This window comes from Acinetobacter sp. WCHAc010034 (assembly GCF_001696615.3).
Lineage (GTDB): Bacteria > Pseudomonadota > Gammaproteobacteria > Pseudomonadales > Moraxellaceae > Acinetobacter.
In genome coordinates, this window is the sequence record NZ_CP032268.1 from 16,625 (window position 1) to 30,057 (window position 13,433).

Sequence of the window (13,433 nt, forward strand, 5' to 3'; positions counted from 1 at the left end):
TCATTTATGAATCCATTGATCATAAAATGGCACTCAAACTGGCGGGTAGTAAAGCATTTCCAGACCTGTCACATCTCATTAAATTGGCTGAAAGTGATCAATTTAGAATTAGAAATCCCAAAGCAATCATAGAGTCCTTGAGCGAAAATATATTGGACTATCTTCGTGCATCAAATGAGGTTCAATTATTCGATGGATTGCGGACATCTATAGAACTTTCAATTTCAAATGTTATGGCGACAGGCCTTGGCACCCAACATTATCGACATGATAAAAAGAAGTAATTTAAATGGTGTAATGAAAAATCCTGTAAAAAGACTCAAAATCTTGCAATAAGTACAAGGGCAACGTAAGATGAGGAGTGAAGTCATTTTAAATTCCTTGTACGGCAATTTGCATTACATGGAACAAACCCACAATAGTTACCGCTATTGTGGGTCATTAGCCCCTCTTCTTAACTAAGTTATAAGAAAAATACCTCTATCATTCGATTGATTCCTTTATATAAATAATAAAGTAAATATATGTTTTCGATGAAGCTTTATAAAATTCAGTATTAGACCTGTAGGGAAAACTTATCAAACGAAGTATTAGTTAATCCTTTTCTTCAACTTCTTCCTTAAACTCAAACAAATCATTCATCGTACAGTTAAAGTACTTACACAACTTATCGGCGACTGGTAATTCAATACGTACAGCACGGTCATAATACATACTTGTGAGCGTGTTGCGATTGATACCTGTTGCATGCACCACTTCACTTAATTTTAAAATTTTTCTATCGCCCATGAGGCTAGATAACTTACAAGTAATCATATTTAAATTAATTTACAAAAAATAACTTGCTGTGAGTTATTTGAAGTTGTTGACTGAGTAATACTTTGCTAAAATTAACCTACAGCAGGTTATTACAACTTATAGAAAGTATATTTTATCCATTTCAACTAAATTATAACTTTTTAAATATAAGGATTGAACCTGCATTAGATTATTTTGTGGAGATGACCGCCGTGTTACCAAATGAGTTATTGATCAGCCAGCAAGCTCGTGACTTAGGAAATCAATTAATTAAAGAAATGAACATCAATAGAAGTTATGGAATGGCTAATTTTCTTGGAGTAAATACTTGCTATGATAATCATCTGGCTGTACTTATTTGGACATTTCAACTGCTTGAAAGGGAACCTGCCTTAAATGAATTAGCAGAAATTAAAAAATATTTTCTTTTAATCTTTCCAGATAGTGTTTATCAATTAGCCTAAGTTGTATTTAAAAATTAATTTTTTAAATAAAAAGCACTAAATCAAAGAAACTTTCTTTAAAAATACCTATTAATTCATACGATTTACAGAATATATGAAGCATAAGTTCCTGCTCTATCACTCACTCGTACTAAAATTACATCGCTCTTTTTACTGATACTAAACGATTCATGTCCACACTACGTTCTGCGGCTTCGAGGGCTAGTTTTTGTTAAACCACTGAGAATAATGACAATAAACTGACCACTATATTTTTCCGGAGAGTGGTGTAGGAACTTTTTCATTATTGCTAATCATATCAGCGACAACATCAGCAACGAGCTCCTCTATTCCTGAGAATGCTTTAGACTGATCCGCATCAAGCCAAGACAATGATGGAAACTCAGCACACAACCCAACATACTCATTATCTTCTGCTGACCATGTAACACGGTAAGTATATTGTTTACTATCCATTTGACACCCCATAATGTTTTAAGTTTATGTATAAAAGTACGATTTTCATTTAGTAGTACTTAAATAATCACCCCACCACTGCATCATTTCAGTCCGTTGAGCTAAATAGTCAGCGTGATTATAGCTGGCACGGGTACGGTTCTTATCAATATGTGAAAGTTGTGCCTCAATCCAATTATCTTGGAACAAACCTGAGTCATTCAAAATGGTACTAAAAGTAGAACGTAATCCATGAGAAGATAATTGATGTTTGCCATACCCCATCTTACGTATGGCCATATTTAGAGTATTAAAATGAATCGGTTGATTGTATTTGCGTGGGCTAGCAAAAAGGTATTTTTCACCGTATGACCACTGCATGACGTCTTTTAAAATCTCTAAAGCCTGATTTGAAAGTGGAACTAAAAAATCTGGAATCTCATGGCCTAATATGACTTTTCGTCGAAACTGTTTAATATGTAAGGCTGGTATTCTCCAAATTTTATCTTTTAAATCAAAATGATGAGGCTCAGATAATAATAATTCAGCCCCTCGTACGCCAGTATGCAATTTGAACATCAATGCTTTTTTAATAATGGGATGGACATCCAATTTTTGTAATTTATTCTTAAAATCAGATATATCCTCCGCTTTCAAATACGGATAATTTTTCTTGATTTTGCTGTTAATGGTGATTTTATTTAAACCATGAGCGATGTTGAACTCACAATAACCCATCGCTACAGCGTAGTCATAAATTTGGTTCAAATAACTACAAGCTTTTTTGACAGGTTCTTTTACTTGGCGTCCCTCTATTTTTTTAATTACTGAAACCAGGTCATAGCGCTTGATATTTTGAAAAGGTAAATCCTGAAGGTCTGGATAAATATCTTGCTGTAAACATCTTTCTGCTAACTGTAGTACACCACAGCGGGGTAGATCGTTGAATGCATTCTTAATTTTGAACTGCAGCCACTCATCTCCGACCTTGCCAAAGGTGATGACATTAGAGGCAGTATCTTGTTCAAAACAGAAATTATTGTCTTTAAAGTCATCTCTGACTTGTCGTGCCTTTTTCAGTGATAAATCAGGATAAAGACCTAACTGAATGCGTCGACGTTTTTTGGTTAGTGGATCTGTATAACGATAGCACCAAGATTTTCTTCCATTCGGCTCAATCTTCAGGCTAAGTCCATCTTCATCGGATAAAAAACATGTTTTTTCCTTGCAATGAGCTTGGCGAACTTTAATTTCAGTAAGACTCATGGAATTTAAATGAAACCTATCAGAGGATTGATTGGATCAATTATATCAAACTAAAACGTTTTATATATGATGCGTACACTACGCATCATATATATTTGTAATATATTGTTTTATATATTTAATATTTTAAGTATTTGTATTTTAGTAACCATTATAAGTACCACCTCTTCTTTAAGTTCCCAACAACTCACTTTTTCTGTCATCAATGTTAAATAAGTCTTGTGCTTTAAATTCTTAGATGACCTCCTCTACCCTTTATTATCATTTTTATAAAAGTAACTATATGTACTCATTAAAATTTGTAGAGCTCAAAAACAAAAAAGACCGCTATATAGCAGTCTTTTAACTTAATTAAATAATAATTAATTCATTTTCATCATAAGTGCATAAGCATCACGTTTGTTTTGACGCAATGATTCTATCTCGGACTTCGTCAGCTGTTTTACGAGAGTTGAGGATATACTTTGCTTCCCACTCTGTGAGCCTTTCGAAATCGTACCCGTAAATCGATTTCCACCATGCTTCAAGATTACCATATACATCCCTCAATTGCTGAAGAGTTTCTTTACTTAGAGCTAATTGTGATGAGTATTGTTTACCCGTCAGTGCATATGCTCCAATAACTTTATTCGTCCCAGTTGTTTCAATATGACCTTTTAATGCTGCAAAAGTACCACCTTGGGTCTGGGTATCATCAACAATAATAACACATTTATCATTGTTTATTGTCCCATCAAATGCTGGTGGGTTGGCTAATCTATGCCACCCATCACCGCCAGTTCTTGATACTTTTATAGCTTGAACTATATTCGTATCAACTTCAAGCCCAAGTTTCTTTGCTATAACTGCTGAAGTAGCTAAAGGAATCATATTACGACCGACTGCTTCCTCAGCATGTACAGGTACTATAATAGTTTCCCGACCATCGATAATTCTTTCTAGTTCAGCAATCGCCTCATCCGAAACTAAATCTTTAGCTAAAATATACGCACTTTCAACATCCCCTGCTTTAGCAGCTTCATACATGTAATGAGAGGTTGCATCTCCAAGACCACGGTCAATAACCGTTTTAGGAAACATATTCCAATCTGTGCGATATAACTTCATATTTTTAAATAAGTTTTAATGATGGCTAGCATTAAATTTTACACTAAATTTACCGCTAGCATCTCTTGGATATTATTTTTCGTATCAGGCAGCACTCTCAAAAGCCGTTTGTTTGGACAGTCCCCATGATCATACACGAGGCAGCTTCAAATACTTATGGGCCCATCCTATCCAGTTGTATCTTCTTGCATCACATGAATATTGTATACTCATTTTGACTACTTGAAAATTATGGAACAACGTCAATAAAAACAATAACTCTAGAGTCTTTAGTCGACATTCCTAAAAAGGTAAATTCAACATTTCTTTCCATATCATTTCTTTGTGTCTCTAGATGAACAAAAGAAACATAGCTTATTTCAAAGAATCGGGCTAGGGTTTTTATGCCAATGATTTTGTTCTCTTCATTAGCAATTAAAACATCTAATTCCAGATCAAACTCTTCTAATTATTTAATTAAATCTTTAACTTTCATTTTACTATCAACCTCTATGAATTATTTAAAAAATTAGCACAATGAAACTTGTGAAAAAAATGGATTTGAACAAAATTTTTTAGCAAAAAAAGCATAGCAACCAGAAAAATCTTTCCAGCAATCAACAAAAATATCCCCGTGTGCTTCCAGTTTACAACATTTTGACTACCACACTGCCCACAGTAGTAATAATAGCCTTTGATACGGCCACCGCATTCAGGACAATTTTTATGATTAATGAATAAGTTACTCAACGTCTCTTCTCCAAAATTCTTATTATCAAGTTGTAAGTGAAGATAGCACACATTTATAAAAAATGTCTTTTTTAAAACATCAAAAGATGTTATAAAAAAGACATTCGCTACTTTAGGATAACTTTTAAGATGAATTTAAATCTCCTTGATGAAGAATCAATCCAACCTTCTGAACCCACGCCATGTGATTTTTTCAAAGGTGAAAATGCTATCAAAAAAGCTAAACAGTTAGGATTACCTGATCTCGAGTTAGTCAGAAACGCAATTATGATCGGTGATGCTGACTATAGAACAAATACTCACTATAACCGTGCACGCTTTATTGCACGATGGGGAAAAATTGGAGAACAGATTGCTTTACTGCTTCGACAATCTGATCCTGCTTGGATATTCCACAATGACAGCCAGCCAAGAATTGAGAATACAGTAAAGAAAATACAAATTATCTTTATGAGCGGGAATATTGCATTGGGGTTAGCTGATCAAGTTGTATCAGCACACTGTGAAAAAGGATTAATGACATTAAATAATATTAAGGAGAATCAGTCTGCTTATGATGATGAGACAAAATTGAGAACATGGATTTTATACTTTCCTTCAGCATCACATCCAGCCTATAAAGACATTGATATCCCAAATATTCCTTTTGAATTTGCATACCCAACTAGCTTCGTACAGGACTTAAAAGCGAAAAAAATTTCAATTTTACCAAGTGACCATACTTGCAGAATTGCATTTGAAATAGATAATACAGTTCCTGTAAAAACTGATCCTAAGCCAGTATTGGAACCATCTAATGAAATTAAACCAGATGATTTTGATATTCAGCTTGTAGTTTAATCTGAGGTTAATGTGTTTAATAAAGATCGTTTACGTATTGCTAAAGAATTACGAGGACTTAGCAATACCGATTTCGCAGAAAAATTGAGTTGCTCTATCTCTAAGGTAAAGCAACTTTTAGACGTGGATAAAGAAATCAATGAAAATGATCAAGATGATATATGCCGTGTATTAAATTTACCCAAGTCATTCTTTGCAGGTAATGACACACAACCACATGAAACAGACCAAATCTTCTATAGATCGGTTGCTCGTATTAAAGCACAGCATAGAAAAGCTAATGAGGCATATACTCTTTTAGCAATAAATATTAACAAGTACTTAAATCAGAAAGTAAAGTTACCTACTTTTCACCGTCCTGATTTAGATATTACTGAGTTTTTGGGTGAATCTAAGTATGCCGATCACCTAGCGTCAGAGTTGAGAGGTTTATGGGCTTTAGGTAATCAACCTATTAATAACATTGTTTCGTTGTGTGAGCTAAAGGGAATCCGTGTCTTTAGATTACCGACTGAAATTCGAGAAATTGATGCACTATCTTTTTTTGATGATGAAAGTGGTAGCCCTTTCATATTTCTAAATACATTTAAGTCTGCCGAAAGAGCCCGCTTCGATTGTGCACACGAACTTGGTCATATCGTTATGCATACGCATAACAAAAAAATTCGTGTCGAGAAAGATAATCGTGTTCTCGAAACTGAAGCGGATCAATTTTCATCTGAATTTTTAATGCCAACAGATGCATTTCTTTCTACTGCTCCACGCTATTTTTCACTAGAAAATATGATTGAGTATAAAAAGATTTGGCGAACATCCCTGAAGGCTATTAACTATAAAGCTCACAAGCTGGGATTAGTTAGTGATTGGGTTAATCGTAGTAACTCTATAAAGATCAATTCGTTGGGCTACAACATTAATGAACCTGAAGAAACTCATCGAGATGAGAGTTTGATGTTGCCCAAAATTATCTCTGTTTTAGCCTCACAACCATCTTTTGATAAAAATAAAATGCTTGATGAAATTGGAATCTCTGAAGAAGATTTTAATCAATTAACATTTGATGCTTTAGTTAAAGTTGAGCCCCCGAAGAAAAAACATAAGTTATATATTGTCGAGTAATACAAACCTTCCTTAAAAATAATGCGCCTTACGGCGCACTATTTATGCAAAATCCTGATTAATTTTTTTATGACTTCACGCCCAACGTAGTTTTGCATCCCATAAGTCATACTTTAACTGAAAATGTAACTTGCCCCATCATGACTTTTTTCATATAGCCTACTTGAACTGACACCATAAATCCCATGTGTTCCATAAAGCATCGTATACAATTTCAGATAAATTCTTTAGTTATGTGATCAGGCTATGTGCTCAAATTACCTATTTCCAAATAAAAGAAATTTGACACTCTTAGGTGTCGATACAAGCCAGTTTGATCTTGAGCTTAAGGATCATGTATTCCCTTCCTATCATGCTCCAATCATTCTGAACGGCTCAGATCACTTAGAGCTTGATATTGCAAAGTTTGGATTACTACCGAGCTGGGCGAAAGAATTGAAGTTCAGCAGTCATACTTATAACGCCAGAACTGAGTCTGTAGCAGATAAGCCTAGCTTTCGACATGCTTGGAAGTACAGCAAGTTCTGCCTAGTCCCAGTACAAGAATTTTATGAGCCGAAATACATCAATGACAAGCCACACTGGTACACCATCAAGCGTAAAGATGATCAGCCTTTTACTGTTGCAGGGATCTATGATGATGCAGTGATTAATGGCAATAAGGTACGTTCCTTTTCAATGTTGACCATCAATTCGGACCATCACCCTTTTATGAAACAATTCCATGCACCGAAGGATGAGAAGCGATCCATCATCGTTATTCCAGAACAGTACAGAAAAGACTGGCTAACAGCCGATCATGAACATGCGCATGAATATTTCTTTCAAATGCCCGATGAATTCGTCACATTTCCACGCGATGAGCAGAAACAAAACGTCTTATTCTGACGCATCCTTGTTTATCCACAACTTTTTAAATTTGAATTTTAAACGCTGTTAGTAATATCCTATTTAAACAAATTCTACTTCCAAACACGCCTCGTAGCGTAGGAGTATCTCATGTCTAAGAAGTTGCCTATTTACTTCTCTGACGACGCATGGTCATCTTTACAAGAGCTCATGGGTCCAGAGGGTAAACCAAGTCCTACCATCAACACCGTGCTTGAACAAATCGCTGTTCAAAATGAGCTTGTTGAAAAATTAGGGCTTACTGCTGTCCTACCCAAATCCAAAGTATCTATTCCCGTCTCTTTAGAGCGTATTCCTGCAGGTCCGGCCTTCAGCACCAAGGATGAGCAAGACAAAGCACTCGATCTGAATGAGTTCCTGATTCACAACCCTATTTCTACTTTTATTGCCTATGTAGACAGTGAATCCATGCTCGATGCTGGCCTAGAGATTAATGATCCAATCATTATTGATCGCAGTATTGAAGCCAAGCATTACGATATCGTGGTTGCCCTGATTGATGACAATGCCTCGACCATTAAGCGGCTGATGATCACCAATAAGATGTCCAAGTCTGAAATCAAAGAAATATTTGGAGATGAAGATTATCCGCTTCCAGAACTTTGGTTGAAGGCTGAAAATTCGAATTACAATCACATCATTCCTGATGATAGTCAGACCATATCAATCTGGGGTGTGGTGACTTTTAATTTAAAGCGTATTTATCACCGCTCATAAAAAGAAGAATAACCATGCAAAGTGAAAATGAAATATTCGCGTTAGTCGACGTGAATAATTGCTACGTCTCGTGTGAGCGTGTGTTTAATCCTGCCTTGAATGATCGCCCAACCATTGTGCTCAGCAACAATGACGGCTGTGCCGTGGCCAGAAGCCAGGAAGCGAAAGACTTAGGCATCAAGATGGGTGTTCCTGTATTCCAAATTAAAGAGCTGATCAAACAACATAACATTCAGGTGCTATCCAGTAATTTCTCCTTATATGGCGAAATGTCCAAGCGCTTTATGGAGCTGCTTGGGGACTATGTTGCACCAGGAGATCAAGAGGTCTATTCCATTGATGAATGCTTTCTGAAGCTCACAGCTTACGAGCATCTATTTGACCTGACTGTATATGCTCAAGACATGAGGGCTAAGGCTTGGCGTTGGTTAGGCCTACCCTGCTGTATTGGAATTGGTCGCTCTAAAACCGAAGCCAAGATTGCCAATCATCTCGCCAAGAAAAACAAGTTCTTCAATGGGGTCTGTAATCTGGCCCATATGGACCCATGCTCTACAGAAACGCTACTCGCGCAGGTTGATGTGTCTGAGGTTTGGGGCGTAGGCAGACAGAACTGTAAGAAGCTCAATACTATGGGTGTTCAATCTGTGCTGGATCTGATCAATGCCAATCCTAAAGAAATCAAAAAGCAGTTTAGTATCGTGATGGAAAAGACGGTGCTTGAGCTACAGGGCCTTTCTTGTATTGACCTTAGTGATGATACTGTAGCGAAGAAGCAAATCATCAGCAGCCGTTCATATGGCAACCCAGTGTATGAAATGGATGACATTAAAGCTTCGGTTCGGCTTTATGTGGCCAGAGCCGTGAAACGAATGCGGGAAGATGGCTCAATCTGCAAGATGATCGGCGTGTATATCCAAACCAGTCGCTTTGATAATACAGAGCGCTACTCGCCTTACATCGTCGTTCAAATGCATGAGCATACGGATGATCTACTGCTCATCACCAAGGCCGCGATGAAAGGCATCGATCAGATATTTAAGAAAGGCTTTAAGTATAAAAAGGCGGGAATCGTGCTGCTCGAAATTACAGATCAATCCAAGTTTGTGCCCGATCTATTCACGGACTATTCACATAAGCAAGAGCGAGAAAGGCTTTCAGATGCCATCGAAGCCATCAGTGAACGGTTTGGGAAGAATCTCGTCACGCTAGGCATTGCCAACAATAAAGAAGCCACATGGCACATGAATCAAAACCTTAGATCACCTTCGTATTTAACCAAATGGTCTGACTTACCAAGAGTAGGATAAAAACATGCACTTATTTAAATTAACTGACGAACAACTCGCACAAATTCTTATCCCGAAACGATTTGTACCACCTACTCCACCTGAACATGAAGGCAAGAATATGGTCTATGTATTTGATAGTGAGGATAAGTTTGAACTGACTTATGATGAGCTGGTGGAAATCATTAGCAAAGCTAGAATGGCTGGTCCGAAGTTGATACCTGTCTTAGGCACCGTGAATTAAATTGTGCAGTGTTCGCACGCCACTTGAAACATAACTTGATTGGAAATGAATTTGGGCTGAGAAAAATTCAGTTCAAATTTAACCTGACGGGCACACTAAAAAATGGGTAATTGTCAGATCGAGTTTGGACTACAACACTTTAGCTCATCGATTTACCATACCGCTAATCTTCACACCATTTTCGTAAATCCAGCGATCAAACTGTGATACTACATTCCGCTTATTAATCCAAGTCAGCATGGTGCTTTTCATAAAGGCAGTTTACTTATAAACAGGGAAATTTCTAAACAATTCCCCTTTAACATGCTTAGGCTATTTGATCCAGAGTTCATCTTTTTGCATCATTTTTAACATTAAATTAAATATAACCAGCGGAGTAACATTTTTTTTGTTAGAGCCGACAACTCTTTGAAAACTAAATTTAACGGTTCGCTCAGGAGCATCCAAATTAACTGGGTAGTTTTGTTTTTCTAAATACAGATGATCTCCTAACATTGGCTCTATACCAGTAATAAAATTAACAATTTGTTGCTCATCACCTTTCATTCGGCATTGAAAATGTAGAAAATTCTTACGCAGTTTTCCAAATAATAATAATATTTTAAGCGCCTTAACCATGTTCTTTTCTTTCAGTGCATCTTGCTGCCTATCATCTTTATAATGAAAATCAAGGAGAGGAATTATTTCATCTGGACGAGTCAGTTTTTTAGCCTTTTCGTAAAGTTCATCAAACCAACTCTCTTCTAAATTCTTACTATAAACATAATTCGTTTTTAAATTAAATTTTTGGCGATCCATCCATTTAGTGCTCATCCATTGACATCGTTGCATCCATTCTTGAGCTTGGGTATCTTCGCTTAAACGACCTTCTCTAAAACTTATCAAACGTTGAAAAGGTGTCAGAGTACTCTTCTCTATACTAAACTTCTTTTCTTGTCGGCCAGCCATCGTAACTGGCTGTGTTTGCTGATAAGAATTAAACCATTTCTGCTGCTGAGTATAACGATTTAGGTTTATGTAGTCTGTACTTGACTTCACTGGACTAAAACACTGTTCTAATACTTTTTTTGAAATGATACACGGCGAATTATAAATTCGATCGACTGCTAATAAATCCAAAACATGAAGGTAATTTGAAGCCGTTTGCTCAATACTGCTATGCCCCATCCAAGAGGCGAGCACCTGCCATTTATGTTGAATAATCTCTTCTTGAGCACGTGCTTTCATACCAAACAATAAATCCCTCATCTTTTTTGCTTTTACCCAAGGACAATCTGTGTAGGTCTTGATCATTTCTTTTGAACCGAGCAAAGTTATTGCTAGATAGTTAGCAGCACTGTGGCGTAATGTATGAAAACTAAAGCCATGATGCATACCTAATATTTGACTAAACAAATCTACTGTAATTTTGCTGATACATTGATCAGTTAATACACGATGATTCACACTAAAAAGTAGATCATCCTGCTGATTAACCAAATATTGCTCATAACGATGTTGTATGTAACGTTGTACTACTAAAAACTCATGTTCTGACAATGCAATTTTCAATGGTATTTGACGATTCGCACTTCGCGTTTTCAGACGGCGATATGAATTGTCTTGGATATGAAGCGTGATATTATTAAAAACTGTATTTTCTTTTTCTTTATAAAGTAGCTCTGGGCAAATAATATCTTGTATTTTAAGACAACGAACTTCATTTAATCGAAGTCCAGTTCTATAACTTAGTAAATACATCAGCTTTAAACAACTCAGATGATCGACCCACTCTGATGCCGTTGGCTCTTGACTTAAATTTTCTAGTTTTTCCAATAATTTGCCAAATAGCAAAGGACTCACTAGCCGTGCATTGCAAATTTGTAAATGCTTAAAACTTGAATTCTGTAACACCAATACCCCTGGAGCATCATAATTCTCTATACAGAATTGATGAAAATCTTTTAGGCGACCAAAACGGTATTCTGCGCTTTGGTGCATCTTACGAGAGGTTTTTCCTTTCACCGAATCTCGTTGAACTGCTTTTTCATCACGTTCACTGCTGTATTTCAATAGCTGCCGATATAAATCCTCATAGTCATCTATGGATTGTTGCTTTAAATCTAATTTATTGAGCCAAATCTCAAATATAAATTCTTTGCCAAACGATCCTAAGTAGCTTTCAATAGTTGATAATTGAAGCCCTCGTTTTTTTAAATGCATTAACCAGTGAATTAAGCGTAGTTGAGCATCAATTAAAGACTTTTCCTCCGTATTAGCATCAACTATCTTCTCCTCTAACACCCTTCTAGTTTCTTGCCAAAAACGTAGCGTGCGTTCTTCTTTATTCCTCTTTTTATCTAAACGCTCAACTTTTTGACCTTTACGTTTCTTTTGACCAAACAACATCAACTCATACGGAATCGTTTGTAATTTGCTTTGAACAGTCGGAACTTCAGGAAGTAACTGCTCTTGTTCAAAATGAATAGGGCGATTATCTGGTTCTGTGACTTGATTGTAATCATTATTCCACAGCAATCTAAATTCGGATGGCCTTAAAGCAACAGTATTAATCTCTTGCTGAAGCACATTACTCAAAAATATATCTATGCTGAGGTTTGGATTAAATTCGAGTACCATTTGCACATCATTAAATGCACGAAATCCACGGCGTTTAATTTGATATTGCAGATCCCCAAGACTTTTTTTCCTGCCTATCTTACTCAAGCTTTCTAAAATACAATCTTCAACTGAATGTTGCAGACAAAATTCTTTCTGAGTAGCTTTCAACTTTTTTAAATATTGCAAAATGAACTGCGCATATGGGTTAAAAAAAACATGTTTCCATTGGTACAACTTTCCCTGTTCTACATCGTTGCCATATTGAGAGTTTTCAACACGATAATGTAGTAACAATGGATTAGTGATTTTTTTGTAGTCCGAATGGTATAACCGAAAACAATTCAGATCTGTACCAAGCTCAATGGCCTCCTGCAATTGCTTCTGAATAGCAATCAAATGCTGTTCATCTGCACAGCCTGAAATATATATAAAACTTAAGCATAAATTTCCCCATAAGTACTTTGGTTCATTCCAATATTCAAATGAATCTTGCCAATACTGCCTTAATTCCTTAAGTACATGGATATGTAGATGCCCCTGTTCTAACCGTGACTCTGTACTCTCAATTTTTCTAGGCAGTACGATCCGTTTAGTATGTGGATTTAGCTTAATTCTGTATGATTTTTTATCTACATTCTGGTTGAATTGCTTCCTTCTTTTATTAAATTCATCTTCAGTAAATTGCATCAGTTTTGATTGTTCGTCTCGGCTCAACTTTTGACTCAAACAATCAACACTATCTTTAATGTCATGCCATTTTTCAGCGATCTGCTGATCAAGTTTTTGCTGCATTTCTTTCGTCAATACTTCAGGTGGAGAAGGCTGTCTATCTAGCGACTTTTTCACCATTTTATGAATATCAACAAATAGATCATCTAGTTGTGGTTTTATTAGTTCTTTGATTTTTTGCATACA

At 36.2% G+C, this 13,433-nt stretch carries 14 protein-coding genes; 8 read left to right on the forward strand and 6 right to left on the reverse strand.

Annotation, left to right across the window (positions count from 1 at the left end; translation table 11 throughout):
* Positions 1 to 26 precede the first annotated feature (26 nt).
* Entirely contained in the window at positions 27 to 284 is a 258-nt protein-coding gene (locus BEN74_RS00140; protein WP_228157021.1) for a hypothetical protein, read from the forward strand.
* Between the two features lie 310 nt (positions 285 to 594).
* Here BEN74_RS00140 and BEN74_RS00145 read toward each other — a convergent pair whose 3' ends face one another.
* Positions 595 to 816, reverse strand: a complete 222-nt coding sequence (locus tag BEN74_RS00145; RefSeq protein ID WP_004658364.1) for a helix-turn-helix domain-containing protein — start codon at positions 814 to 816, stop codon at positions 595 to 597.
* A gap of 194 nt (positions 817 to 1,010) precedes the next feature.
* Here BEN74_RS00145 and BEN74_RS00150 point away from each other — a divergent pair, with 194 nt between their 5' ends.
* Positions 1,011 to 1,262 carry a hypothetical protein gene (locus BEN74_RS00150; protein ID WP_068911069.1) on the forward strand — a complete coding sequence of 84 codons (252 nt, stop codon included), beginning with the start codon at positions 1,011 to 1,013 and terminating at the stop codon, positions 1,260 to 1,262.
* A gap of 246 nt (positions 1,263 to 1,508) precedes the next feature.
* On the opposite strand, the gene BEN74_RS00155 is transcribed toward BEN74_RS00150, so the two are convergent.
* From BEN74_RS00155 to BEN74_RS00165, 3 genes are all read right to left on the reverse strand, one after another.
* Positions 1,509 to 1,730 (reverse strand): antitoxin HicB, encoded by a 222-nt coding sequence (locus BEN74_RS00155; protein ID WP_086374384.1) that lies wholly within the window; start codon positions 1,728 to 1,730, stop codon positions 1,509 to 1,511.
* Positions 1,731 to 1,763: 33 nt separating this feature from the next.
* Positions 1,764 to 2,963 (reverse strand): tyrosine-type recombinase/integrase, encoded by a 1,200-nt coding sequence (locus BEN74_RS00160; RefSeq protein WP_068911059.1) that lies wholly within the window; start codon positions 2,961 to 2,963, stop codon positions 1,764 to 1,766.
* 393 nt (positions 2,964 to 3,356) lie between these two features.
* Complete coding sequence (locus BEN74_RS00165) at positions 3,357 to 4,070, reverse strand: phosphoribosyltransferase (protein ID WP_001986287.1); 714 nt, start codon at positions 4,068 to 4,070, stop codon at positions 3,357 to 3,359.
* An 858-nt stretch (positions 4,071 to 4,928) separates the two neighbouring features.
* Between BEN74_RS00165 and BEN74_RS00175 the strand changes: the two genes are divergently transcribed.
* The 6 genes from BEN74_RS00175 (at position 4,929) to BEN74_RS00200 (ending at position 9,917) form a co-directional block, all read left to right on the forward strand.
* Positions 4,929 to 5,639 (forward strand): hypothetical protein, encoded by a 711-nt coding sequence (locus tag BEN74_RS00175; protein WP_001052588.1) that lies wholly within the window; start codon positions 4,929 to 4,931, stop codon positions 5,637 to 5,639.
* Between the two features lie 12 nt (positions 5,640 to 5,651).
* Positions 5,652 to 6,758 carry an ImmA/IrrE family metallo-endopeptidase gene (locus tag BEN74_RS00180; protein ID WP_002046586.1) on the forward strand — a complete coding sequence of 369 codons (1,107 nt, stop codon included), beginning with the start codon at positions 5,652 to 5,654 and terminating at the stop codon, positions 6,756 to 6,758.
* 246 nt (positions 6,759 to 7,004) lie between these two features.
* Positions 7,005 to 7,646, forward strand: a complete 642-nt coding sequence (locus BEN74_RS00185; RefSeq protein WP_005245165.1) for an SOS response-associated peptidase — start codon at positions 7,005 to 7,007, stop codon at positions 7,644 to 7,646.
* 111 nt (positions 7,647 to 7,757) lie between these two features.
* Positions 7,758 to 8,384: a LexA family protein gene (locus tag BEN74_RS00190; protein WP_000038641.1), complete on the forward strand. Its 627-nt coding sequence runs from the start codon at positions 7,758 to 7,760 to the stop codon at positions 8,382 to 8,384.
* A 14-nt stretch (positions 8,385 to 8,398) separates the two neighbouring features.
* On the forward strand, positions 8,399 to 9,694 hold the full coding sequence (locus BEN74_RS00195) for a Y-family DNA polymerase (protein WP_001190354.1): 1,296 nt from the start codon (positions 8,399 to 8,401) through the stop codon (positions 9,692 to 9,694).
* 4 nt (positions 9,695 to 9,698) lie between these two features.
* Positions 9,699 to 9,917 (forward strand): hypothetical protein, encoded by a 219-nt coding sequence (locus BEN74_RS00200; RefSeq protein WP_000550047.1) that lies wholly within the window; start codon positions 9,699 to 9,701, stop codon positions 9,915 to 9,917.
* A 144-nt stretch (positions 9,918 to 10,061) separates the two neighbouring features.
* On the opposite strand, the gene BEN74_RS19865 is transcribed toward BEN74_RS00200, so the two are convergent.
* Positions 10,062 to 10,169, reverse strand: coding sequence for a hypothetical protein (locus tag BEN74_RS19865; RefSeq protein WP_372551473.1), 108 nt, complete (start codon positions 10,167 to 10,169; stop codon positions 10,062 to 10,064).
* Positions 10,170 to 10,229: 60 nt separating this feature from the next.
* Positions 10,230 to 13,430 (reverse strand): site-specific integrase, encoded by a 3,201-nt coding sequence (locus BEN74_RS00210; RefSeq protein ID WP_002046149.1) that lies wholly within the window; start codon positions 13,428 to 13,430, stop codon positions 10,230 to 10,232.
* Between the last annotated feature and the right edge of the window lie 3 nt (positions 13,431 to 13,433).